This is a genomic window from Chryseobacterium oryctis (genome assembly GCF_025971925.1).
Lineage (GTDB): Bacteria > Bacteroidota > Bacteroidia > Flavobacteriales > Weeksellaceae > Chryseobacterium > Chryseobacterium oryctis.
Window position 1 is genome coordinate 43,100 of sequence record NZ_JAPDHV010000009.1, and the last position, 25,891, is coordinate 68,990.

Here is a 25,891-nt window from a genome sequence, read left to right on the forward strand (position 1 = left end):
TAAAAATTAAAGACTCAGAAAAGCATACCCGAAAGACAATACAGAAATAATGATTCCTGCCATGAAAATTTTATAGGTAATCGACAAAAGCTTGTATTTTCTATCCAAAACTTTTCCCAAATAATACAAATCTTTCACCATAGAATCATAAATATAATCTTTGTCTTTGATTAAATCCCTCATTGCATCATTAAAATCATCAAAAAGCATCCTGTTGAAATTTCCAAAGAATAAAAGATTCACTTTTCTGTCTGCAATATCTTGGTGTGTAAACTTGTTTTTTGTGACGTTGGGTTTTGTAGATAAAATCGCAAAAATTATCGTTAAAACACTTGATAACAATAGTATAAAACTCGGAATTATTAAGTGAGAATTTTTCGGAGTATCTAATTTCGGAACCAAAACAGAAAGACAAACAGAAATGATAATGGCATTTACAGAAAGTAAAATATTGGCTTTGCTATCTGCAATATCGCTCAGTCTTGTATGATTATTCAAAGTCACTCTAAACAAAGTATCAACACTTCTATCTGACTTGGGCTCTTTCTCTTTTTTACTTTCCGAACTCTCTTTTTTATTCTCCTCTTTTTCCAATTTCTTTTCAATTTTTTTAATGTTTTTCTCTTTCAGAGGCTCCCAGTTCTCTTTTGCATAGTCTGTATAATATTTATGCTTATTTTTCAACATATCTATATTTCCCAAATTCCATTCATCATTAGAAAAACATTTTACATTGGTAAGCTCCCATTCTTTTCGTAAAGTATCAGAAATATCATTGTAATCATAGCTCGCAAAATGACTGCAATCTGCATCTTTTACAATCTTCTCAAGAAGGTTTTGAGGTTCATGGGTAATTTTTGTTGCCAAAATCAATTGGGCAACATCCTCAATATAATTTTCAGGATAATTTTCTTTTTGAAGAAAATCTTTCATTATAAGCACCCCTTTTTCTTCATGGCTCAAAGCACATTCTATATATCCTACATCATGAAACCAAAGAGCCAACAATACTTTTTCCTGATCTTCCTCAGAAACAGGTGTATATTTTATAATCTCTTCAGCCTTATTTACTGTAAACGTGGTATGAATGAAATTATGGTAAAAGTATACAGAAGATAACTTATCTTTGAATAAAGTTTCAACATAATTTTTAGCTTTGCTTAAAATGCTCATTCCTGAATTTTTGTTAATGTAAATTTATGAATTTATCCTTTAAAAAATATTTAAAAAAAACATCCATTCTCTTCAAAATATTCTTGTCTGTCGCGTTGTTTTATTCCTGTGCAACATACAACGTAAAAAAAGGTAAAAACTTATTTGAAGTAAAAAATTCTAATATATCTGAAAATGATTTTACAATTTTCTTAATTGGAGATGCTGGAAATGCGGATGAAGTTCAGTCTCAAAACACACTGAATTTATTAAAAGGTAAGTTAGATTCTGCTAATCAAAATTCTATACTCATTTTTCTAGGTGATAACATTTACCCAAACGGAATGCCCAAAGAAAACTCTAAAGATTATACATTAGCAAAACATAAATTGGAGAACCAACTTTCTGTTACTAAAAACTTTAAAGGTAAAACACTTGTCATTCCCGGAAATCACGATTGGAATAACGGATTGGGCGGATTAAAAGCACAGGAAGATTTTGTAAAAGCCTATTTCAACGATAAAAAATCATTCTTACCAAAAAATTCTTGTCCGATTGACGACATCAGTCTTGCTAATAACATCAAATTAATTGTTATTGATACAGAATGGGCATTGGTAAATTGGGACAAATATCCCGGAATCAACAAAAGTTGCAATATAAAAACCCGTGAAGACCTTTTCACGGAGTTTAAAGATTTAGTTAATAAAAATCAGGATAAAAAAATCATTGTTGCTCTTCATCACCCTATTATCAGCAGTGGTACTCATGCAGGTTTTAATTCTGCAAAGTCTCATCTTTATCCTCTGAAAAGCAAAATACCCGTTCCCGGTGTTTCTACTTTAATCAATATTTTGAGAAGCTCTTCAGGAGGAAGTTTAGAGGATATTAACAACCGACATTATGCAGATTTAGCAAACCGATTAAAAAGTATTGTTCAGGACAAAAACAATATCATTTTTGTTTCTGGCCACGACCATAATCTGCAATATCATGAGGAAAAAAATATCCGACAAATCATTAGCGGAGCAGGTTCTAAAACAGATCCTTCAACTATTATAGAAGAAACAGATTTTTCATATGGAGGAAATGGTTTCGCAGTTCTGAATCTTAGAAAAGATGAAAGTTTGGATGTAGAATTCTTCTCTACAAGAAATAATAAGCTGGAAAAACTGAGCCATATTTCAGTATTTTCAAAACCTGATACATTTATAAATAATTTCCCAAATACTTTCCCAAACAAAATTTCCTCAAGTGTTTACCCAAAAGAATTTACAGAAAAAGGAAAACTTTACAGATGGCTTTGGGGAGAACATTACAGAAAATATTATGGAATTCCTATTCAGGCTAATACAGCCAACATTTCAGAATTGGATGGAGGCTATACTCCTTTTCGAGAAGGTGGAGGAAATCAATCAAACAGTTTGAGGCTGAAATCACATAACGGACAAGAATTTGTAATGAGAGGAGTAAAGAAAAGTGCGGTTCGTTTCCTTAATAATATGGCTTTCAAAAAAAGCACTTTCGGAGATGAGCTTAATAATAGTTTTCCTGATAAATTTTTGTTGGATTTTTATACAACCAATCATCCTTTTACTCCTTTTTCCGTGGGAAATCTTGCTGAAAAAGTCAATATTTTTCACAGTAATCCCAGATTATACTATGTTCCTAAACAACAAGCTTTAGGAAAGTACAATGAAAACTATGGAGATGAAATGTACATGATAGAAGAGCGTTTTTCGGCTGATCCTAAAACATTAGAGGCTTTAGGTAATGCAAAAGATATTGTTTCTACAGATGATGTTTTGAAAAATTTAACGAAAAATTACAAATATTCCATAGACAAAGAATCTTATATCAGAGCAAGAATTTTTGATATACTCATCGGAGATTGGGACAGACATTCAGACCAATGGAAATGGGCAGAATATGAAGAAGGTGACAACATAATTTATAAGCCTATTCCCAGAGACAGAGATCAGGCATTCAGTAAATATGACGGCGCTGCTTTTAAAATTATCATGAATATTCCTGCTATTCGGCATATGAAAACCTTCAAAGACGATATTAAAAATATAAGATGGATGAATATGGAACCTTATCCTTTAGATTTAATTTTCTTAAAAGGTTCTACACAAGAAGAATGGATTGCCCAGGCAAAATACATTCAGGAAAATTTATCTGATAAAGATATTGAAGAAGCATTTAACAATTTACCTGAAGAAGTAAAAGATGAGACAATTATAGATATTCAAAATAAATTGAAATCAAGAAAGCTGAAGTTACAAAACTACGCTTCCCAATATTATGACATCTTACAAGAAAAAGTACCTCTTGCAGGAACTGTGAATCCTGATAAATTTGTGATTACAAAAGCAAAAAATTCCATTAATGTAAAGCAATATAAACTGGATAAGAACAAAGAAAATCCTGAACTTGTTTTCGAAAAAACTTACAACGATTCCAAAACGAAAGAACTTTGGATTTACGGGTTGGAAGATGATGACATTTATGAAGTGGGAGGTGATGGCAGACCAAAAACCACAATTAGATTAATTGGAGGTTACAATCATGACATTTATAGCGTCACCAATGGAAGCAGAGTGAAAATTTATGATTTTAAAAATCAAAAAAACACCTATTATTCAGGTACAGCCACCAAAAACATTTCAAGCGATTACAACATCAATACTTACAATTACAAACATCCGAAATATAATTTCTTTGCAGGATATCCCAATCTTAACTACAACCCTGATGATGGGGTAATTATTGGTGTACTTGCTAATTATACGGTGAATAATTTTATTCGTGATCCTTTTACCCAAAAACATACTTTAAGAGCTAATTTTTATACTGCAACTGAAGGATTCAATGTAGCTTATAAAGGAATTTTCAAAAAAGCAATATATGGTTGGGATTTTAATATCGATGCTTTCTACTCCACTCCTCGTTTTTCGGAAAATTTCTTTGGTTTGTCTAATGAAAGTCCATATGACAAAAAAAATACAGAACGAGAATATAATAGAGCCAGAATCTCGAAAATCTACTTTGCACCATCAATTTCTAAAAAAAGTTGGATGAATCTTGAACATCAGTTTCAACTGACTTTTGAAAATAATAAAGTTCAAAGAAAAGGAAACCGTTTTGTAGATATTTCTCCGGATGTGAGACCTGAAGTTTTCAACGACCAGCAATTTGCAGGAATGAACTATACTTTCAGCTTCAAAAACTTAGACAATAATGCGTTCCCAACATTAGGAATGGAATTTTTATTAAATGCCGATTGGAGAACCAACCTTTCTAATTTTGATAAAAACTTTGTAACCCTGAAAGGGACTTTAGCAGTTCACCACAGAATTGATAAAAAAGGGACTTTCGTGTTTGCAAATTCCAGCAATGCAATGTGGATCAACAATAACAATTTCGAATTTTACCAAGCTGCAATCATCGGAGGAAATAACGGAATGAGAGCTTTCAGAAATGACAGATTCTCAGGAAGATCATATTTTATCAACAATTCTGAAGTTCGTTGGGATTTTGGAAGAATCAGAAACAATATAGTTCCTGCCAACATTGGTGTTTTGCTAGGTTATGATATTGGTAGAGTCTGGAATGATCATGAGGATTCTACAAAATGGCATCAATCTATTGGTGCCGGATTTTGGATGAGTATTGTGGAAATGTTTTCCGCAAGAGTAAATTATTTCTACGGTTCAGACGGAGGAAGAATTTCCGCAGGAGTAGGTATGACTTTTTAATATCTGAATATAAATAACCGCCATAAAACATCCGCAGGAAAATTTCTCTGCGGATTTTTATTTATCTTAGTGAAAACTTATATACATTTCCTCCTTCACTTTTATCTTTTTCATCAGCTATCAAGAGAGTTTTATCATCAAGAAAAACAACGGCTTCTTTTTGAGAATTATGTTCTAAAGCTATCTTTTCAATCTTAGCTGAATTAAAATCATTGGCTGTAAACCCTGAAAGAATATGAATATTTTTGTGAGTCAGTAATACAATTTTATCTTTTGTACTGTTGATAGCTGCAGAGGTGATGGCTGCATCGCTGTATTTTCCATTCAATTTTAATTTGCCAATCAACTTTGCTTCAAAATCTCCTTCTTTATTAGGAATCTGGAAAACTAGAAAAGTTCCGTCAAAACCTTTGCTTCTGTTTTTTGTAAAGAGATAAAAATTTCCGTTCATTTCTACAAATGCTTCACAATCATACAACCAATTAGATTTTTTTGGAGGAAATTCTGTTTGACCTTCATAACGAAACTTGGTTGTCTGAAGCACTTTTGTATTTTTTTGAGAAATATTTTTCAGATCTATTTTTAGAATAGAAAGGTTTTGTCTTTCATTATCATTATTCCCAAAATCCCCCAAATACAAATTACCTTGCTCGTCTTTTGTAATATCTTCCCAGTCATTATTAATAGCGTCAGTAACAAGAACATCAGCTATTTGATTCCCTTGCATATCAAGCCCGTACACAACATTTTTATTTCCCTGGTCTTCTATTGCCCAAATTGTTTTTTTATCCTGAGACAAAGCAATTCCAGAAACTTCCTTTAATTTTTTAGGCAACGAAAATTCAACTTTCAGACCATTGCTTTGAGATGAATCCTGAGCTTTGGGATTACAACTCAATAAAAAGAATGCCAATAAAACAAGATAACGAACCATACCTACTTTTTTAATTTTTTAAACTGAAAATAAGAAAACCTGATATTCTTCTCTAAGTTATTAATAATCTTTTGATGATGAAGAAAAAAACCGGCAACCAAACCTATAAAACTTCCTATAATAGTATCAATCAATCTATCATGAATAAGATTCTGGAAATCATGGGGTGCAAGACTTCCTGATTCTGCTAAAAGAATAGTAAGAGGAGTCATAAAAACCACTGCTGAACCATAATTTCTCACAATCAGCAACTCTATCAAAAACTGAAACAACACAATAAACATAATCATAATAAGTTTATCTGGATTGAAGGAAAGAATTGCCCAAGCGATACCAATCCCGATAAAAGTTCCCAAAATTCTATGTACATTTCTTTGACGCACATGTTCAAAATTTCTCCCTTGAATAATGGCAATTGCCGAAATAGAAATCCAATAGGTATTGGTAAAATTCAGCCAATGACCTATAATTAATGTAAGAGCAAGAAAAAAACCAATAATAGTACTTTCGACAAACTTGGTATATCTTTTTTTATTGTATTTTCTTCTTCTGGGTACAGCTACAAACTCACTTTTCTCTACAAATACTGAATATAAAAATGCAAATGAACAGGATAAAATAGCCCCCATTGCAACAAGTCCTACTCTAGCCGGAATGATATCTAAATTAAACTCATGAGTTCCTGCCATTGCTCCAACCATGATGAAAAAGAAATTTCCGGGAGGTGGAATTTTAAAATAGGAGGAAATAAAATGAGCTAAAAAAGAAACAATTCCCAATGCCAAAGCAGCCAAATAAACATTGAAACTAAAAAATGAACAAATTGTAAAAGAAAAAATAAAACCAAAAGAACATACCGCCAAATGTACCATCCTTTGAGAGATAGGCGCTGACGTGAAGTAAAGAATCGTCAACGCTCCTAAACAAGCCGTACTTCCATAATTGGGTTTTCCTGTAAAATATCCTATAAAAAGGCAAGTTCCCACGCACAATGCCGCAAGAAACGGGAAATGCCATTTTCTTTCTGTTTTTTTGAATTCTAATAAATACTGAAACCTATGATTGGAAGGACTTTGCACTTTCATATTTTACGATAAAATTTTAGCTTCTTCCCAAAGAACATCCATTTCTTCCAACGACATTTCTGCTAATTTTAAATCTCTTTCTTCTGCTAACTTTTCCATTTTTTGAAATCTTGAAATAAACTTCAGATTCGTTCTTTCTAAAGCTGAATCGGGATTAATTCCTGAAATTCTTGCATAGTTTATCAACGAAAAAAATACATCACCCAATTCCTGTTCTTTTTTATCTAAATCAGTTTCCGCATGAAACTCCTGAATTTCTTCATCTACCTTTTTCCATGCATCTTCAGCATCATGAAATTCAAAACCGATTCCTTTTACTTTATCCTGAATTCTATAGGCTTTTACCAAACTCGGCAAACCTTTCGGAACACCTCCCAAAATAGAGGTATTGCCTTCTTTCAGCTTCAGTTTTTCCCAATTTTGCTTTACTTCTTCTTCATCTTTCACTTCCGTATCACCATAAATATGAGGATGTCTGAAAATCAATTTTTCATTTAAGGAATTAATAACATCTGTAATATCAAAACTTCCTTTTTCGGAGCCAATTTTAGCATAAAAAACCAAATGAAGCAGTACGTCGCCCAATTCTTTTTTAATTTCAACTAAATCTTCCTGTAAAAGGGCGTCTGAAAGTTCATAAGCTTCTTCTAAAGTAAGATGACGAAGCGATTGCAAAGTTTGTTTCTGATCCCACGGACATTTTTCACGCAAATCATCCATGATATCTAATAATCTTCCGAAGGCTTCTAATTTTTCCTGTTTAGTATTCATATAATGAGGAATTCAAGATTTTACAAATTTAAGGAATAAGGAATGAAATTATAATGACACAACTCACTTCTTAAAAAGAAAAAACCTCATCATTTCTGATAAGGTTTATATTTTTAAATTCAAACTAATGAATTATCCTTTTTTAGAAGTTGCTTTCGCTTTTGAAGCCGTTTTTTTAGGAGCCTCATTCTCTTCTGCAACTACTTCTTCAACCTCTTGAGCCGGTTCTGTCATTTCAGGTTCAGCTTTTACAAAACTTTCAGGAGTAATATAACCTGCTTTTTGAAGAATATTGTACCATTGAGCTAACTTCTTGATATCTGAAATATAAACTCTTTCTGTATCATAGTTCGGAAGAGAAGCAGTCATAAAATCTCTTAATTCTGCATCACCAGATTTATGAGGAATAGCCTCTTTATAATCATAGTTTTTAGCAATATTTTCAAAAACTTCAAACAAAGGAACTTCTTTTTCAAATGTAAACATTGCAATGTTATCTAGTAAACTTACCTGGCTAGAATTACCAATGCTCACTTTCTTTTTAGTTGTAACATCTTCAATGATAAATCCGTTTCTTAATTGAGAAACTAATTTGTAAAGTCCTGGTTTTCCAGAAATTGAAATTATTTTTTCTAACAGCATAATTTTATTTTTTGTAAATGTAACAGGTAGCAAAAAGCTTTCTGTTGTTTAATATTTCTTTTTTTATTTAACTATTTTGGAAATCTCATTTTATAACCCACATTGATATCACCCTGAGTAATCTTAGTCAATTTACCTTTTACCAGTTTCTTTTTCAAAGCACTTAGATGGTCGGTAAATAATATTCCTTCAATGTGATCGTATTCATGCTGAATTACGCGGGCTCTAATATCGGAAAAAGTTTCTGTATGTTTTACAAAATTTTCGTCAAAATATTCAATCACGATTGTCCCTTTTCTCTTTACATCTTCTCTTACATCGGGAATAGAAAGACAACCTTCATTAAACTTCCATTCTTCACCAGATTCTTCAAGTATTTTGGCATTAATGAAAACTTTTTTAAAGCTCACCAATTCATCTTTTATATCCTCATAATCTTCATCTTCCGCCAAAGGAGTAACATCGATTACAAATAAACGGATATCCAAACCGATTTGTGGTGCTGCCAATCCTATGCCATTTGCACTGTACATCGTTTCGAACATATTTTCTATCAATTCTTGTAACTCGGGATAATCTTTGTCTATATCCTTTCCTACTTTTCTCAAAACAGGATCCCCAAAGGCTCTTATTGGTAAAATCATCTTGTTCTTTGTTCTAAAAAATTCTGCAATATGATGGTTGCACTTACTTTATCTATTAATCCTTTTTCTTGTCTTTGTTTTTTACTTTTTCCGCTTTGGGAAATAAAAAACGAAGCCATTTTGGAGGTAAATCTTTCATCAAAACGGTTTACTTTAACATCCGGAAATTCCTTTTGAAAAATTTCTATGAATTTTAAAATATCTGTTTCTACTTCAGAAATATTTCCTTTTAAATCTACAGGCAGCCCTATTACCACTTCGTCTACTCTATTTTCTCTAAAATATTTTTTCAAAAATTCTATCAAAACCGGTGTCTGAATTGTATCTAATCCGCTTGCTATAATCTGCATATCATCCGTCGCAGCAATACCACAACGTGCCTTTCCATAGTCTATTGCAAGCACCTGTCCCATAAGTCTGCAAATTTAGTAATTTTTAATGATTTTTTTTCATAAACATGATTTTATTCCATACACAGTTTTTTTTATAAATCTTGTTATTATTCCGTTATTTTTTTTTTAATTTTATGTTTCCAAAAAAGCAATAATATGAAGAAACTCATCCTTGTAAGACATGCGAAAAGCGACTGGCCGGAAGAAACTGAAGATTTCGACAGACCATTGGCAGACAAGGGATTAGAAGACGCTATAAATATGTCAAGGTTTTTAAAAAACAATAATATTTCTATCGATTTTCTAGTCTCAAGTCCTGCAGTTCGTGCTTTGAATACATGTAAAATTTTCAATCAGACTTATAATCTGGATGTGAAAACGGATGAGAAACTTTATAACCCTTCAGAGAGCAATTTTGAGTCTGTGATTTACGACTTGGATGACAACCATGATACAGTTGCTTTTTTCTCTCACAACAACGGAATTTCAAATTTTGCAAATTCTATATCTCAAGATGTTTTCCATTTCCCTACTTGTGGTGTGGCAGGTTTTGAAATAGACTGCGATTCATGGTCTGAATTTGATGGTGCTAAAAAGAAACTTTCATTCTTTTATGAACCTAATAAAATATAATTTTCACATAAAGTTCTTATACTTCACATTATTTCTACTCCTTTTTTCATGTCAAAAAAAGGAAATGACTTATTTTGAAACCATTTCTTTTAACGATATCAAACTTTCCGACCCAAAACCTGGAACATGGAGATATGAACGAAATGAAAAATTTCAAAGATTTGAAGATTTTCAAAAATCAAAAAAGATAAAACCCGAACCAAAGAAAAATACGATTTACCTACAACCTATCGGAGAATTTAATGCTTTACAAAAGCAACAAATTGAACTTACAAAAGAGTATTTAAAAATATATTTTCAACTTGAGACAAAAATTCTTTCAACTTTATCAAACAATATTTTTCCAGAATCGACAAGAAGAATATTCAAAGACGGACAGGAACAAATTTTAGCAGGTTATATTCTGGATAGTATTTTGATAAAAAGGAAGCCCAAAGACGCTATTATCCTTATGGGAATTACAGAAAAAGATTTATATCCCAAACCTGAATGGAACTATGTTTTCGGATTGGCCTCTTATGAAAATGGTGTTGGAGTAACCTCAATGTTCAGATTTTACAATGGAAATTTATCTGAATCTAATTTTAATGAAAGTTTAGAAAGGTTATTAAAAATCAGTTCACACGAAATAGGACATATGTTTGGAATAAGCCATTGCCTCAATGCCAATTGTGTAATGAATGGTACCAATCATCTTCCGGAAACAGATTCTCACTTTGCACGAGCTTGTTCTCTTTGCCAACAAAAATTAAACTCAAGCATACATTATGACAACAAAAAGCGTTTGCTTGAATTAAAAAAATTCTTTGAAAAGCAACAATTAAATTCTGAACAAGCAAGAGCTGAAAAGGATTTAAAGTTATTGAAATAAAAAAGCTCTAACATAATGCTAGAGCTCTTGTTGATTTATTTTCTTTTCAAATCAAGGTCATCAAAATCAAAACTAAAGTCTGTAACATCTGAAATGGCTTTCATTTTTGCAGATTCTGCTTTTCCGTTTTCATCATAACTGAATATAATATAGGCATCGGCATCATAGCTTCTGTCATCCCATTTTATAATAAATGAATTGTTGGAATATGGAAGGAGTTCACCCTTCAATCTTGGGGAATTTTTACAAAGAATTCTATAAACGTCTCCTTGTTTAGAAATTTCAACGTCTCCAAACCAAGTGTCATTATAGGCTCCTACAAATTGTTCAGCTTTTGGATGAAGATTTTTTTCTTTTTTAAAAGCTTCAGATTTTGCAAAGGCTTCTTTCTTTTGCTTATTGAACGTTTCTTCCATTTTCTTCATTCTTTCACCATAAGTTTTGAGCCAATTTCTGTCTGCAACTCCTAAATAAGAATCTTTAACTGTATTTGTTATGGTATTAAATGCAGCTCCTGATTGCTGATTTGTTAAAACAACAATTCCTAATTTCAAATCTGGAATTAAAGTAAATTGAGTAACCGTCCCGATTAATCCACCAGTATGCTGAACTTGCTTGTGACCTTTCACATCACTTAAAAACCAACCCAAACCATATCCGTAAAAACTCGTATCATAAGGATTTTTAGCAGCTACCTTATCTGGAATTTGTAAACTCCAAAGCTGTTGAACATTCTTATCTGAAACTAATTTTTTGCCATCTCTTGTTGTAAAATTATTCAATAAACATTCAGCCCAAAGTGTCATATCTTTAATATTACTCATAATTCCACCTGCTGCGTTTGCTGTTTCATTCCAATCATGAGGAACGGTAACAGCTTTACCATCAACAGGAGCATGTGCATCGATTTTATTAGTCACAGCTTTTGCTCTATTATAACTTCCGAAACTAGAATTCATCCCTACAGGCTTCATAATTTTCTGCTCGATAAATTCTGCCCAACTTAATCCAGAAACTCTGTGAATCACTTCTCCTGCAACGATAAACATGATGTTATTGTAATCTAAATTGGTTCTGAAAGGATTTTCGGGTTTTAGATATCTTACATTGTGAACTATATCATTCACTGTTAAACTTCCTCCTTCAGGAAAAAACATCAAATCTCCCTGTCCCAATCCTAATCCTGCTCTATGGGTTACTAAGTCTTTAATGGTAACATTTTGAGAAACATATGGATCATACATTTGAAACTCAGGAATATATTTAGAAACCTTATCATCCCAATTTAATTTTCCTTCATCTGCTAAAATTGCTAATGCTGTACAAGTAAACCCCTTAGAATTTGAGGCAATCCCAACTAAAGTGTTATCATCCATGGGTTGTTTAGTAGTTAAAGAACGTACTCCAAAACCCTTAGAATAAATAACTTTTCCGTCTTTTACAATACCAACAGACATTCCTGGTACATCAAACGTTTTTAATGTATTTTGGATTAGCTCATCCAATTTTTTTTCTTCAACCTGTGCATTGGCTAACCCGACAGTCAAAAGAAAAAGGAAAAAAGAAAGTTTCTTCTTCATATTTTTTAAATTTTCTCAAAGTTAAACAATTTGATAGTGATTAAGATCTTGTGAAAACCTGTATCAAAATCATTTAAAAATGATTTTTGAAAATTAACTTATGTAACATATTAATTTTCAAAAATTTAACAATAAATGATATTCCATTTTTTCATTGGTGCCCAATAAATATCATTGCATAATACACATAACTTTGTAGAAAATTATTTCAATCGACTCACTCAAGTTAAAAGATGAAAACTGCAAATATTCTTTTATCAATTACACACATTTGCATTTAGTCTAAATTAAAACATTAAAAATAATACAAAATGAAGAAGAAAAAACTATTTTTCGGAACACTATTGCTATGCCTTTTTTCTGCAGAATTATATTCCCAAGTTGGAATTAACACAGAAAATCCAAAAGCATCACTAGATGTAGTTGGGAAACCAACTCTAGCTACATCACCTGATGGCGTAATCGCACCTAGAGTTACAGGAGATCAATTAAAAGCAAAAGATGACGTTTATCAATCTGACCAAATCGGAACTCTGGTTTATGTAACCCAAGCAGTGACAACACCATCTATAAAAACAGCAAAAGTTGATAAACCCGGATATTATATGTTCAATGGAGAAACATGGAAATTTGCATTTGGGTCAAACACTGATGATGATATAGTAGTCGGAGAGCTCATATATTACCACGGAAGCATTCCGGCAAACACATCTGGAGCTAATATTCTGGCAAGTACTTATCTTAGTGATTTACCAGTATTAGGAGGTGTTTTAAGGTTAGATGCTCATTTTAGCGGAAGCTCTTCTGGAACTGGAGCTTGGACAACATTTAATCCTCGTCTTTATAATATAGGTAATAATGATATAAAAATTTGGGTATCTGAAATGTCAACGCATACAGGTGATTCTGACAACGGAAATATAAAACTCACTCCTGGAACTTATAGAGAATTCGATGACGGAGTTTACCTTACACAAACCCACAACGAAACAGTAACATTTGATATTACTTTACAGGAACCTGAGCCACGATGGTATAGAGTATATTACGCATTTAGGGTGGACAATAAGTCAACCACAGGTAGTAGTAACGCTACCACTTCAGATAGTAACACAGCTGATAATACAAGAGAACTCTATCTTTCAGTTCAAAGATTATATTAAAATATTATGAAAGCATAAATTACTATTAAAAATATATTTTGTCTGATAAAAAAGGAAGCTAAGGCTTTCTTTTTTTGTTTTCTAAAAAAATTAATAAATATTCGTAAGTTTCGTTTCACTAAAAAAACAAAAGGCTTTTAAGCGTAATCAAAAAATAAATGCAAATCCTATCTTTGCAGAAATTATTAAATACGTAAAATGACAACAAAAAAACTTATATCTTTATTTTTATTAATAACAAGTTTCAATTTTTATTTTTCCCAAGATGTTGTAATCAAGGATGATAAAGTTTTACTAGATGGTAAACAAATCTTGAAGGCGGAAAAAATAAATTCCGGCCAATATTCTTTTTATACCATGAAAGATGATGAAGAAATCTTAATGTATAAATTTATGGATAATGAAACTCCAAGATATATGGATGATGATTTTTACATCCTAAACTTCTTAACCGAAAAAACAAAAATAGAATCTACTGATTTTAGCAAAATCGCAAATATATTCAACTCCAAAAAAGGGATGGAAAAGCTCGTTAAATGGCTTTTAAAAGAAAGAGTTATTAATAATGAAGGTGAACTCAATTCGGACAGAGTTCAGATTTTCAAAGAAAAATACGACCAAAACATTACAGAAAGAACTTTTAGATAATGACCAAAATCCTTCTTCTCTCCGACTCACACTCATATATTGATGAGCGAATTTTAGAATATGCCAAACAAGCCGATGAAGTTTGGCACTGCGGAGATTTTGGAAGTATGGAAGTCATCGAAAGGCTTGAAAAAGTCAAACCGTTAAAAGGCGTTTACGGAAATATTGACAATGCAAAAATACGTTCTGAATTTCCTGAAGTGAATCGTTTTTTTTGTGAAAATGTAGAAGTTTTGATGATTCATATCGGTGGATATCCTGGAAAATATACCCCTTTAACCAAAAAAGAAATTTCCGAAAAAGCACCCAATCTATTTATTTCAGGACATTCTCATATTTTGAAAGCAATGTATGATGAGAAAAACAACCTTCTTCACCTCAATCCAGGAGCTTGTGGGAAGCAAGGTTGGCACAAAATGAGAACAATGATGCGTTTTACAATTGATGATACCGAAATAAAAGACTTGGAAATTATTGAATTAGGACCGAAAGTTTAAGCATTAAATGAAAATAGGAGATAATGTTTCTGTCGTTGATGAAGATTTAAGTGGAGTTGTAACTTCAGTAAAGGGGAATATTGTAGTTTTTAAAGACGAATACGGATTTACTTATCAATATCCGAAGGAGAAATTAGTTCCTAAAAACCCTGATTTATACGAAAATATAAAAGTTATAAAAAAAGCAGAACCTAAAAAAATTACATCCAAAAAACATCAGAAAAATCATTTGGTTCTTGACCTACATTTCCATAATTTAGTAAAAAACCCTAATGACTACGATAGTTTTGAAAGACTTTTCATTCAAAAAGAAAAACTGTTGGAAATCATTGCCTTTTGTAGAAAAAATAACTTAAAAAGATTGGAAATTGTACACGGAATTGGGGATGGCATTTTACAAAAACTGGTTTGGGACACGTTGGAAAGCCAAACAAATCTAGATTTTTACAACAAGGAAATACTTCATCATCAATCGGGTGCAGTAATGGTAGATTTTCACTAAATTTGCAGGAATTGAAATATGAACGTACTTAATTTACTTTTTACCAAAGACGGATTAATCTACCAAATCGCTAAAAACAAAAGCGTTGTGGAAGAGAAGTCTTATTTTGTGGATGAGGAAACTCCAGAAAACTTCATTGAAACTCAACTGGAAAATGTTTTAATCAAACAAAGATTTGATGAAATTTCCGTGATTTCAGCTTTGAATCATTTCACCTTAATGCCTGAAGGTTTTTCAGAGCATGAAACAGGATTTGATTTAATTGCCTTCAATGCACCTGTAGACAAGGAGAATGAAGAGCTTATGCTTTCTGTAAACAAAAAATTCAAAGTTCTGTTTTATTACACTTTTCCGAAAAAGTTTTACAAGAAAATAAAGGAACTGGCAATTCCTGTTCATTTTAATTTTTCGGGAGAAAAGTTTTTAAACTCAATCAACAATAAAAATAATAAGGAAATTCACATCAATCTTTATCATAATCAGTGTGAATTCTTTGCTATAGATAATAAAAAAGTTATTCTATACAATAATTTAGATGTGAATTCGGAAGTAGATTTTCTATACTTCATCATGTTTACACTAAGTAAAATAGGCTTCGGAATCAATGATACGTATTTCTTCGCCTATGGAGAAACCACTGAGAACGAAACCTTTATTTCAGAATTACAGAAATTTGTAAAGAACCTGAAAATTGTATACGATAATCTTCCCAACAAAAACTTTATATTAAATTAGGTCGCGGGTAACAGATGATAGGTCTTAGTTCCTAACCTGCAAACCATTGCCTACAATCTAAAAACTAAAAAAATGTACAGAATAATCTCCGGCAAATGGAAAGCCAAGAAAATAGCCGCTCCCAAAAACTTTGACGTAAGACCTACTACAGATTTTGCAAAAGAAGCCTTGTTTAGTATTTTGGAAAATAAATACGACATGCAATCGATTTCTGTTTTGGATTTATTTGCAGGAATTGGCTCTATTAGCTTTGAATTTGCATCAAGAGGTTGCCAAGATATCACTTCTGTGGAAATGAATCCCAAGCATACTTCATTTTTGAATTCCACAGCTTCTGATTTAGGTTTTAGTTTACAGGTAAATGTTCAGCGCGGTGATGTTTTTGATTGGCTAAAAAAATTCAGAAACAAAAAATCTTTTGAACTTGTTTTTTCCGACGCTCCTTTTGAAATGGAAGAGAAAAAATACTATGAATTGATTTCCTTAGTTTTAAATAATAAATATCTGAAGCCAAATGGTACGCTAGTTGTAGAACATCAAAGCCGAATGAAATTTGACCATCCCAACCTTATAGATACCAGAAAATACGGGAATGTAAGTTTCAGCTTCTTTGAACCCAATAAAGAGGACGAAAATATAGAAACAGAATAATCAGGAAGTTTTTTTCCTGATTATTTTTTTTGAATTTTCTGAAGCCCCTATTCCCCATTTTGCAATCTCTTTTAAAACCGGCAACAACGTTTTTATAGCATAGTGGTAAATAAAAAACATTACAAAATTCATGTTTTTAATAAAAAATAATTATTTTTTATTAAAAAAATTCAGAAAAAGTCACGAAATCTAATTATTCTAAGTTCAATTTAAAAAGTGACTGAAACAAATTAAAGAAAATTATTAAGCAAAAACACGCTTTCACTCTACTTGTATTCTATATAATGAAAAAGTTTTAGCAAATATCCATTCCCGAAATGGTGAATAAAATTATTTTGTAAACTTGTATTAAGGTTGCAAAAAGCAACTAAATTAATAACAAGTCAAAAAATACTTTATGAAAAATTTAAAAAAGATTTCGAGAGAACAATTAAAGAATGTTAAAGGAGGAGTAAAAATGATGGAAGCTTTAGAGGATTGTAGCTACAAATGTTGTTGGGATTCCCAGCCGAATAATTGTAGTGGTGTAATTACAGTTTCTCAACAGGACTCAGGAACAGTAAGTTGCACAGCTGGTTCTCACCTTGTTGCTGTTTAAATTTTAAATTAACAATCTGATTTGGCTGTTTGCTTTTGTAAGCAGCCAAATTTTTATTTTTACAATATGAAAAATTTATTTTTAATATTATTAATTCTACCTATTTTTTTCTTCGCTCAAAATAAAAGGTTTTTTTATGAATATAATTTCAAACCAGATTCTACAGAAAATGTGGTAATAAAAGAGATCATGTACCTTGATATAAATGATATAAATTCTCTTTTTTATAGCCAAAGAAAATTTGTATCAGATTCAACCATTGTTGAGGATTCAAAAAAAGGAAAATTTGGAATGCCTCCAAAAGACTTGAACATATTTTATCAGATAGAAAAAAAAGATAATAAAATATATTACAAAACAAATGATTTTAATCTTGGGAAAATTAAAGTCGAGGATACTAGAAAAATGAATTGGAGTATTTCCTCAGAAACTAAGAAAATTGGTGATTACAGAGTCCAAAAAGCATCTACAAATTTTGCAGGAAGAGTCTGGATTGCTTGGTTTAGTACAGATATTCCTTTTCAAGAGGGTCCATATAAGTTTCATGGGCTTCCAGGATTAATTGTAAAACTAGAAGACAATACTAAGTCTCATATTTTTGAACTTATTGGAAATTCTAACTTATTACCTTTCGTTTATCCTGAAATAGAGAATGGCAAAGAAAAAAGTACAAGTTTAGAAGAATTTAGAAAGCATTACAAAAATTACAGGAAAGATCCTGCAAGTGGAATTCGGCAACAATACATGCAAGGAAAAATTCCCAATCAAAGAGATAGCGAGGGTAATATGTCAACAGGTCTTGATGTTGTAAATAGAGTTGAAAAATTGCTCAAAGAAAGATTAAAAAAAGATAATAATATTCTCGAGTTAGATTTATTAAAATAAAAAACACTTTGTGTAATAAAAGCCACGGTCGGAATAAAAATATTCCGACCGTGATTGTATGAGTCTTTTTGTTTTATAATACTTTTAATTCTAAATCAATAGTTTTTCCGAAGAATTTTTTCGAAATTTTTTCGAAATTTTTCGTTAAATCCGAAAGATAAAAATGATAAGCAGGTTTATGATTTACATCGTTCAGAAGATTGTATTTATCTAAAATAATTTTCAAATGATTAGCTACAATATTCGGGGAATCTATTACACGAACTCTATTTCCGTAATACTGCTTGATTTCGTCAATTAATAATGGATAATGTGTACAACCCAAAATTAAGGTTTCAATATTCTTTAATTTACTATTACTCAAATAATTATAAATAATCGCATGAGTTATAGGATGGTTTTTGAACCCTTCTTCAATTGCAGGAACCAATAAAGGAGTTGCCAATTCATCAACTTTAATCCATTTATTATGCTTACGAATACTCTTTTTATATAATCCGGAATTCACGGTAGCTTTTGTTGCAATTACACCTACATTATTATGAATTTCATACGCCACTTTTTCGGCAACAGGGTTTATTACATCTATCACAGGTACTTTTCCGTCAACAGATTGCATTACCTCTGTTAAAGCATTTGCTGTTGCCGTATTACAGGCAATTACAATCGCTTTACAATTCTGCTCCAACAAAAAATTGGTGATTTTAGTAGAATATTCTATAATTGCTTCCTTAGATTTTTCACCGTAAGGAAGGTGTTTTGTATCTCCAAAATAAATTAAATCTTCATTCGGAAGGAGTCTTTTTATTTCTTTAGCTACCGTTAAGCCTCCTACTCCACTATCAAAAATTCCGATAGGTTGATTAGGAGAAAGATGGGAGTAGTCTTGTTTTTTAGTCTTCAAATTGAGTTGAAATTTTGTACAAAAATACGAAGATTTTAGTTTAGATTAGATAATGAGTTTTAAGGTTTAAACTATAAACAAATCAGATGCAATCCCATCTGCCATAAACCAATGCTTTTCGGGAATTTTCAGATGATTATTTTCAATAACTAAAACTTCATCATTAATTTTAGGCTTAATTTCTCGTTGAAAATGTTCTAAAATTCTGTCTGAAAATTTATTATTTAAACTTTCTAAATCAACACCCCAAATTGTTCTCAGACCAATCATAATCATTTCATTGAATTGCTCTTCCTGAGAAAGTACTTCCTCTTCCTTCGCTAAAACATTTGAGTTTAATTTCTTAATATATTGCTGATTATTGGCGACATTCCAGCTTCTCACATCAAAACCATTATATGAATGCGCCGATGGACCAATTCCTAAATATTCTTTATACTTCCAATACGACGAATTGTGTCTTGAATAAAAATCTGGTTTCGCAAAATTGGAAACTTCATAATGCTGGAATCCGTTATCTTTCAAAAAATCTGATAAATAATAGAATTCTTTATTTTGTTCCTCTTCTTTAGGACTACTGATTTTTCCTTTAGAAATCCAGTTCTCCAAAGCTGTTTTAGGCTCAACCGTTAAAGCATAGGAAGAAATATGTGGAACTTCAAGAGTAATTGTTTTCTGTAAATTTTCTTTCCAAATTTCCATATTAGAAGTTGGTGAACCATAAATTAAGTCTATGCTTAAATTCTCAAATCCAAAATCCTGGGCTCTTTTGATAGAACTTTCAGCCTCCGAAGCGTTATGTGCACGGTTCATTAGTTTCAAATCTTCATCAAAAAAACTCTGAGTTCCTATTGATAAACGGTTAACAGGTGATTTTGACAATTCTCTTAAAAAGTTTTTATCTAAATCATCTGGATTAGCTTCAAGTGTTATCTCAATATCACTGCTAAAACTAAAATATTTCAACACCTCATCTATCAAAGAATTGATTTCATCTGGAGAAAGAATAGAAGGCGTACCTCCACCAAAATAAAGCGACTGTAGATTTTTGTTTTGTAGCTCATCTTTACGCAAAAAGATTTCCTTCTTCATTGCAGAAAGCATATCATCTTTAAAATTTAAAGACGTTGAAAAATGAAAATTGCAATAACTGCATTTTTGCTTACAAAACGGAATGTGAATATAAATCATAAAAAAAGCTCTGAAAAATCAGAGCTCAAATTTATTCAAATTAAATTGATTAATATCTATATCCTCTACGATTAATAAAGTTATCAAAGTTATAACCTAATCCAACCATAAAGCTGTTTCCTCCATATTGCTGAATATCAGATAATCCGATATTGTAAGTAGCTCCAATCATGAATTTATTGAATCTTACTTTTACAATAGGAGCAATTTGAAGTTGCTGGCTATCAAATCTATTCTGTACAGATCTGTAGCTTACCCCAGCTGAGAATGAATTAATATCATTAAAGAACGTTGCCATCAAGTTATAATCAATCGTTCTTGTAGAGTTTGTATTCAAGTTAATTAAAGCTGAAGGAGTGAAATACATATTATCTCCTACATGCCAATCATAACCTAAGTTTAAGAAGAACTTAATTGGAGAAGGCTCACGACCATTCACAATAGATTCATCATTTGTCAAAGCGATATCATTTACAGAAACATTTGCAAAGATATTTTTATAAGTAGCAGCTAAACCAAAATTAGCATAAGCCATAAAAATATTTCCCTCATTACCTTGTAATAATGGATCGTATCCGTCTTCAGTATTGATTTTTGTATAATCAATATTCATGTTATAGAAACTAACACTTGTACCAAAAGAGAATTGATCTTTTCTATCTCCTTCACTACTAAGAGGAATAAAATAAGAAGCTCCAGCAGAAATACCTCCGGCAGAAATAGGACCTCCAGCATCTCTAAATACAGAAATACCCGCACCAACTCTATCAAAAATATTCGCATTAATCCCTAAAGATTGTACGTTTGGTGATTCACTGAATTCTATAAATTGTTTTTGATAATTGGCGTTGAGCTGAACATAATCTGTTTTACCGTATTGTGCAGGGTTGAACAGGAACTCACCATCCAAAAGATATTGCTGATAGTATGGTAGTGTTTCTTGTGCTTTGTATGCATTTGACAAAAGAGCCAAACACACTATAGCATATAGTTTTCTCATAACAAATCTTGATTTCAATTCAACAAATATAAAAAAATTCTCAATATATTTTTAGTTTTCCAAATAATTTCTCCATTTTTTTACAGCATCCGCCATATCTTTAGGCATAGGGCTTTCAAAATACAATTCTTTTTTCGTTGTAGGGTGAATAAATCCTAATGTATGTGCATGTAAAGCATGTCTTGGAAGAATCTCAAATACATTTTTTATAAACTGCTTATACTTAGGCAGATTCACTCCTCTTAAAGGGGTATGACCTTCATATCTTTCATCATTAAACAAGGTATGACCGATATGCTTGAAATGTGCTCTAATCTGATGAGTTCTTCCTGTTTCCAGTTTACATTCCACCCAAGTCATATATTTAAATCTTTCAAGAACCTTATAATGCGTCACTGCATGTTTTCCCTGGCTTCCGTCTTCATAAGTATGCATCTGCATTCTATTTTTAGGGTGACGACCAATGTGACCTCTTATTGTACCTTCATCATCCTGTACATTCCCCCAAACAAAAGCCCAATACAACCTTCTTGTTTTTCTTTCAAAAAACTGTTTTGCCAAAAAGCTTAAAGCATATTCATTTTTAGCAATAACTAAAAGTCCAGAAGTATCTTTATCAATTCTATGAACCAATCCCACCCTGTCTAGATCTGATTTTTCACCGTTTTGTTCAAAATGATAAGCCAAAGCATTCACCAAAGTCCCGTCCCAATTTCCGAATCCCGGATGCACAACCATTCCTGGCTCTTTATCTACAACGACTAAATCGTCATCTTCGTATACAATATTAATAGGAATATTTTGTGGAATGATAACATTTTCCCTTGGAGGATGCGTTAATAATACAGAAATCTGGTCTCCTGGTTTTACACGATAATTTTGTTTTACAGGTACTCCGTTTACAACAACATTACCGGCTCTGCAAGTTTGTGAAATTTTATTTCTTGAAGAATTTTGACGATAAATCAACAAAAACTTATCAATTCTTAAAGGTTCTTGTTTCTTGTCAACAGTGATATTAAGATGCTCATACAATCCGTTATTTTCTTCATCGATATCAATATTCTCTATACTGTTGGATTCTAAAAATTCCTCATCTAAGAAATCCTCGTTATCTTCTATCATTATTTTATCTTTTATAGCAAAAAGCTCCAACATAATGAAAGTTGAAGCCTGTATTTTTTACAATTAATAGTATTACTCTATTACTACATTTTTAACCTTTGGTTTTTCAGTTGGCTGAGCAGCAGGTTTATTATTACTTCCGGAAGTCGTATTATTACCTGATGCCGGAGTTGTTTTTGGGCCTGAAGTTACCGTTTTAGAAGTCTCCGTTTTTACTGGTTCTGGCTTTGGAACTTCTCTTTTTGGCGCTGGCGGAGCTTCATAAACAGGTTCCTGATGAATAGGAACTTCCTCATATTGTAAAGGAGGTAACGAAGTATCTACTTTCATTCTGTAAATAGAATTCAGCTGATTAATTTTCGCCTGTAATTCCGCTGGAGTTTTCTTACTTGCCCAGAGATCTATTTGCATTCCCTGATCTCGTACATCTCCATACGCAGGATCTTGATAATAAACAATATCAGACTCATCTTTTCCTCCATCTTCATGTTCTACTAATCCAACTTCGAAAAGACTTCTTGCAATTACTACTCTAGCCTCTTTTACAGTTAAACCAATAACATTAGGAATAGAAATATTTCTCATTGGCCCAGTACCTACAACAACATCAACTGTAGAAAATCTAGGAATTAATGTTCCTGGTTTCACAATATTTCCTTTAAATAACATTCTAATGATAGCATCCTTCTGAATACTTGCTTCATAAATAGTATCTCCTACCTTAAGACCAACCTGATTTATTCTCTGAAAAGCTAACCCTGAATATTTATTAATAACATCAGGAATCGCAACCGGAGCCCAAGTTCTAGGATTAACTCTTAATTCAATTATTCTACCATCTTTTACACGAGAACCTGCAAAAGGAGACATCTTCAATACTTGAAAAGGTCTGTATTTAGGATCATATGTTGCACTGTCTACAGAATATTCCAATCCTGCATCCTCTAAAATTTTCACTGCATCATGCACAGATTTATTAATAACATTGGGAACAGGGATTTCCTGACCATGTTTCGTATGATACTCCAACCAACGAAATGTAAGCCAAACCAACCCTACGAAAACCCCGATGGCTACTACTAAGTTCAGTAAAACTTTCCAATTGAAAAGTGATTTAAGCATACTTAAAAATACTTTAATTATAACGGCAAATATAACTAATAATTTTAGAATGTACTTTTATTTAACACAATTCATTTCTTATTTTAAATTTTAATAATTTCCCTGATTGCATTATTTAAAATCATTAAATTTGCCTTAATTGATACTATATGGTTATGAGCAAAAAAAATGTTGCCGTTGTAATGGGAGGCTATTCTGACGAATATGTTGTGTCATTGAAAAGCGGTCAATTAATCTATGATTCCTTAGACAGAAATCTTTACAATGTATATAAAGTAGTCATCCTTAAAGATGAATGGTATTTTTTAGATAAAAATGATAAAAAATATGAAATTAACAAAGGAGACTTCTCTGTAAATTTAGACAATCACGAAATACTGAAATTCGATGTTTGTTTTAACATTATCCACGGTACTCCGGGAGAAAATGGAATCCTTCAGGCATATTGGGATGCAATCGGACAAGCATATACAGGCTGTGATTTTTATCAAAGTGCATTAACATTCAATAAAAAAGACACATTGGCTGTCTTATCAAAATACGGAATTCCTTCTGCAAAAAGTGTTTATTTAAGAAAAGGTGAAGAAATCAACGTTGATGAAATTGTAGAAAATCTTGGGCTTCCTGTTTTTGTAAAACCAAATCAATCAGGTTCATCATTAGGAATTTCAAAAGTGAAAGAAAAATCTGAATTAATTGCAGCTACGGAAGTCGCTTTCAAAGAAGATGATGAAATTTTAATTGAAAGTTTCCTTAACGGAATGGAGGTTTCTGTAGGAGTTATTGACTATAAAGGAGAAACTATTGTCTTGGGAATTACTGAAATTGTCCCACAAAATGAATTCTTCGATTACGAAGCCAAATATGAAGGAGCTTCAGAGGAAATTACTCCAGCAAGAATTGATGATGAAACAAGAATCAGAGTTGAAGAAATTGCTAAAAGAGCTTATAATTCTCTTGGAATGAGCGGCTTTTCGAGAAGCGAATATATTTTGATGGATGGCATTCCTTATATGCTTGAAATGAATACAAATCCGGGATTCTCTCCTGCAAGTATTTTGCCACAACAAGCAAAAATTTACGGAATTTCTATCACAGACCTTTGTGGAAACGAGGTTGAAAAGGCATTAAACAAAATTAAATCCTAAATCAAAACTCGTTACAACATGAAAATTGCTGTTTTCCCGGGTTCATTTGACCCAATCACTTTAGGACACTACGATATTATAGAAAGAGCAGCTCCTCTTTTTGATAAATTAATTATTGCTATCGGGCAAAATTCTCAGAAAAAATATATGTTTCCTTTAGAAAAAAGAATGGAATTTATTAAAAATGCTTTAATTGATTTTCCAAACGTAGAAGTAGACTATTTTGAAGGTTTAACCGTAGATTATTGTTTTGAAAAAAATGCTCATTACATTATCAGAGGATTGAGAAACCCTGCCGATTTTGAGTTTGAAAAAGCTATCGCTCACACCAACAGAACTTTAGCTCACAAAAAACTGGAAACCGTATTTTTATTAACCTCATCCGGAAAATCTTTTATCAGCAGTAGTATTGTGAGAGAAATTATCAACCATGGAGGAGAATACGAATTGTTGGTTCCAGACTCTGTAAGAGTTGAGAAAATAATAAAATAATTACATAAGATAAATGATGATGAATAGAATGGTAACAAATTTGCTTATGAAGTCGTTTATTAATCATCATTTATCCTTTTTAATATATGCACGAACAGTTCAATTTTGCAATAGAAGTTCTCGGAACGATTTCCTTTTCAATGTCGGGAAGTTTTGCAGCAATGCAAAAACGTCTTGACCCGTTTGGTGTACTTATTATTGCATTTGTGACTTCTGTTGGTGGCGGAACCGTAAGAGATTTGTTATTAGACATTCCCGTTTTCTGGATGCATGATTTATTGATGTGTGGATTAATTTTACTCACCAGTATATTTTCAATGATTTTTAAATCCCTTGAAAAAAACTTTAAGGTTACACTTTTTATTTTCGACAGCTTCGGATTAGGCTTATTTACTATAATCGGTGTACAAAAAGGTTTGAATGCCGATATTCATCCTTTAATTTGTATAGCTTTAGGAACAATAACGGGTTGTTTTGGAGGTATCATTCGGGATATCTTACTCAATAGAATCCCATTGATTTTCAGACAAGAGATCTACGCAACTGCATGTATTATTGGAGGTTCTATATTTTTACTATTAACTAAATTCACCAACCTATCCTATACTTTCATACAGATTTTCACTATTCTATTGATTGTTGCAGTGAGAACCTTAGCTGTAAAATACCATTGGCAGATGCCAAAATTCTATGGATATGACCAAAATAATGAAATGTAAATCTTAATTAAACATAAAAAAGCACCTAAATTTAGGTGCTTTTATT

General features: G+C 31.8%; 27 protein-coding genes. 14 read left to right on the top strand and 13 right to left on the bottom strand.

Translation table 11 applies throughout. The features are described 5' to 3' along the window. Positions 1-6 precede the first annotated feature (6 nt). Positions 7-1,173, bottom strand: a complete 1,167-nt coding sequence (locus OH806_RS15520) for a Pycsar system effector family protein (RefSeq protein WP_264744593.1) — start codon at positions 1,171-1,173, stop codon at positions 7-9. Positions 1,174-1,199: 26 nt separating this feature from the next. Between OH806_RS15520 and OH806_RS15525 the strand changes: the two genes are divergently transcribed. After that, positions 1,200-4,913, top strand: coding sequence for a metallophosphoesterase (locus OH806_RS15525; protein WP_264744594.1), 3,714 nt, complete (start codon positions 1,200-1,202; stop codon positions 4,911-4,913). Between the two features lie 61 nt (positions 4,914-4,974). Here OH806_RS15525 and OH806_RS15530 read toward each other — a convergent pair whose 3' ends face one another. The 6 genes from OH806_RS15530 to ruvX form a co-directional block, all read right to left on the bottom strand. Next, complete coding sequence (locus tag OH806_RS15530; RefSeq protein ID WP_264744595.1) at positions 4,975-5,847, bottom strand: hypothetical protein; 873 nt, start codon at positions 5,845-5,847, stop codon at positions 4,975-4,977. Between the two features lie 2 nt (positions 5,848-5,849). Next, on the bottom strand, positions 5,850-6,932 hold the full coding sequence (locus OH806_RS15535; RefSeq protein ID WP_264744596.1) for an FUSC family protein: 1,083 nt from the start codon (positions 6,930-6,932) through the stop codon (positions 5,850-5,852). A gap of 3 nt (positions 6,933-6,935) precedes the next feature. Then, positions 6,936-7,703: a nucleoside triphosphate pyrophosphohydrolase gene (gene mazG, locus OH806_RS15540; RefSeq protein WP_264744597.1), complete on the bottom strand. Its 768-nt coding sequence runs from the start codon at positions 7,701-7,703 to the stop codon at positions 6,936-6,938. Positions 7,704-7,835: 132 nt separating this feature from the next. Then, positions 7,836-8,345, bottom strand: coding sequence for a DUF5606 family protein (locus OH806_RS15545; protein ID WP_264744598.1), 510 nt, complete (start codon positions 8,343-8,345; stop codon positions 7,836-7,838). A gap of 71 nt (positions 8,346-8,416) precedes the next feature. Then, entirely contained in the window at positions 8,417-8,989 is a 573-nt protein-coding gene (def, locus tag OH806_RS15550; protein WP_264744599.1) for a peptide deformylase, read from the bottom strand. Next, positions 8,986-9,402: a Holliday junction resolvase RuvX gene (ruvX, locus tag OH806_RS15555; protein ID WP_264744600.1), complete on the bottom strand. Its 417-nt coding sequence runs from the start codon at positions 9,400-9,402 to the stop codon at positions 8,986-8,988. Before ruvX ends, def begins: the two co-directional genes overlap by 4 nt. A 135-nt stretch (positions 9,403-9,537) precedes the next feature. Between ruvX and OH806_RS15560 the strand changes: the two genes are divergently transcribed. Together OH806_RS15560 and OH806_RS15565 are read left to right on the top strand one after the other, a co-directional pair. Continuing rightward, entirely contained in the window at positions 9,538-10,014 is a 477-nt protein-coding gene (locus OH806_RS15560; protein WP_264744601.1) for a SixA phosphatase family protein, read from the top strand. A gap of 64 nt (positions 10,015-10,078) precedes the next feature. Then, complete coding sequence (locus tag OH806_RS15565; RefSeq protein WP_264744602.1) at positions 10,079-10,885, top strand: archaemetzincin; 807 nt, start codon at positions 10,079-10,081, stop codon at positions 10,883-10,885. Positions 10,886-10,920: 35 nt separating this feature from the next. On the opposite strand, the gene OH806_RS15570 is transcribed toward OH806_RS15565, so the two are convergent. Beyond that, entirely contained in the window at positions 10,921-12,465 is a 1,545-nt protein-coding gene (locus OH806_RS15570; RefSeq protein ID WP_264744603.1) for a serine hydrolase, read from the bottom strand. A 311-nt stretch (positions 12,466-12,776) separates the two neighbouring features. On the opposite strand from OH806_RS15570, the gene OH806_RS15575 reads away from it, so the two are divergent. The 8 genes from OH806_RS15575 to OH806_RS15610 all read left to right on the top strand — a co-directional run bounded on the left by OH806_RS15575 (position 12,777) and on the right by OH806_RS15610 (position 18,144). After that, entirely contained in the window at positions 12,777-13,628 is an 852-nt protein-coding gene (locus OH806_RS15575) for a hypothetical protein (RefSeq protein ID WP_264744604.1), read from the top strand. 198 nt (positions 13,629-13,826) lie between these two features. Next, complete coding sequence (locus tag OH806_RS15580; RefSeq protein ID WP_264744605.1) at positions 13,827-14,276, top strand: hypothetical protein; 450 nt, start codon at positions 13,827-13,829, stop codon at positions 14,274-14,276. Further along, a complete protein-coding gene (locus OH806_RS15585; RefSeq protein ID WP_264744606.1) occupies positions 14,276-14,773 on the top strand; it encodes a metallophosphoesterase family protein in 498 nt (165 codons plus the stop codon). The genes OH806_RS15580 and OH806_RS15585 overlap by 1 nt, the downstream gene beginning before the upstream one ends. Before the next feature lie 7 nt (positions 14,774-14,780). Then, complete coding sequence (locus tag OH806_RS15590; protein ID WP_264744607.1) at positions 14,781-15,275, top strand: Smr/MutS family protein; 495 nt, start codon at positions 14,781-14,783, stop codon at positions 15,273-15,275. Positions 15,276-15,293: 18 nt separating this feature from the next. Next, positions 15,294-16,010 carry a DUF3822 family protein gene (locus tag OH806_RS15595; protein WP_264744608.1) on the top strand — a complete coding sequence of 239 codons (717 nt, stop codon included), beginning with the start codon at positions 15,294-15,296 and terminating at the stop codon, positions 16,008-16,010. Between the two features lie 72 nt (positions 16,011-16,082). After that, positions 16,083-16,661, top strand: coding sequence for an RsmD family RNA methyltransferase (locus OH806_RS15600; protein ID WP_264744609.1), 579 nt, complete (start codon positions 16,083-16,085; stop codon positions 16,659-16,661). 397 nt (positions 16,662-17,058) lie between these two features. Then, positions 17,059-17,259 carry a bacteriocin-like protein gene (locus OH806_RS15605; RefSeq protein ID WP_264744610.1) on the top strand — a complete coding sequence of 67 codons (201 nt, stop codon included), beginning with the start codon at positions 17,059-17,061 and terminating at the stop codon, positions 17,257-17,259. 66 nt (positions 17,260-17,325) lie between these two features. After that, positions 17,326-18,144, top strand: coding sequence for a GLPGLI family protein (locus OH806_RS15610; RefSeq protein ID WP_264744611.1), 819 nt, complete (start codon positions 17,326-17,328; stop codon positions 18,142-18,144). 73 nt (positions 18,145-18,217) lie between these two features. Here the strand turns inward: OH806_RS15610 and murI are convergent, their stop codons facing one another. From murI to OH806_RS15635, 5 genes are all read right to left on the bottom strand, one after another. Further along, a complete protein-coding gene (gene murI, locus OH806_RS15615; protein ID WP_264744612.1) occupies positions 18,218-19,048 on the bottom strand; it encodes a glutamate racemase in 831 nt (276 codons plus the stop codon). 66 nt (positions 19,049-19,114) lie between these two features. Then, complete coding sequence (hemW, locus tag OH806_RS15620; protein WP_264744613.1) at positions 19,115-20,239, bottom strand: radical SAM family heme chaperone HemW; 1,125 nt, start codon at positions 20,237-20,239, stop codon at positions 19,115-19,117. A gap of 49 nt (positions 20,240-20,288) precedes the next feature. Beyond that, entirely contained in the window at positions 20,289-21,239 is a 951-nt protein-coding gene (locus OH806_RS15625) for a PorP/SprF family type IX secretion system membrane protein (protein WP_264744614.1), read from the bottom strand. A 51-nt stretch (positions 21,240-21,290) separates the two neighbouring features. Then, positions 21,291-22,364: an RluA family pseudouridine synthase gene (locus tag OH806_RS15630; RefSeq protein WP_264744615.1), complete on the bottom strand. Its 1,074-nt coding sequence runs from the start codon at positions 22,362-22,364 to the stop codon at positions 21,291-21,293. A 72-nt stretch (positions 22,365-22,436) separates the two neighbouring features. Continuing rightward, on the bottom strand, positions 22,437-23,486 hold the full coding sequence (locus OH806_RS15635) for a PASTA domain-containing protein (protein WP_264744616.1): 1,050 nt from the start codon (positions 23,484-23,486) through the stop codon (positions 22,437-22,439). A 155-nt stretch (positions 23,487-23,641) separates the two neighbouring features. On the opposite strand from OH806_RS15635, the gene OH806_RS15640 reads away from it, so the two are divergent. The 3 genes from OH806_RS15640 to OH806_RS15650 all read left to right on the top strand — a co-directional run bounded on the left by OH806_RS15640 (position 23,642) and on the right by OH806_RS15650 (position 25,845). Next, on the top strand, positions 23,642-24,634 hold the full coding sequence (locus OH806_RS15640; protein ID WP_264744617.1) for a D-alanine--D-alanine ligase: 993 nt from the start codon (positions 23,642-23,644) through the stop codon (positions 24,632-24,634). 18 nt (positions 24,635-24,652) lie between these two features. Continuing rightward, on the top strand, positions 24,653-25,126 hold the full coding sequence (gene coaD / locus OH806_RS15645) for a pantetheine-phosphate adenylyltransferase (protein WP_264744618.1): 474 nt from the start codon (positions 24,653-24,655) through the stop codon (positions 25,124-25,126). An 86-nt stretch (positions 25,127-25,212) separates the two neighbouring features. Further along, on the top strand, positions 25,213-25,845 hold the full coding sequence (locus OH806_RS15650; protein ID WP_264744619.1) for a trimeric intracellular cation channel family protein: 633 nt from the start codon (positions 25,213-25,215) through the stop codon (positions 25,843-25,845). Positions 25,846-25,891: the final 46 nt, after the last annotated feature.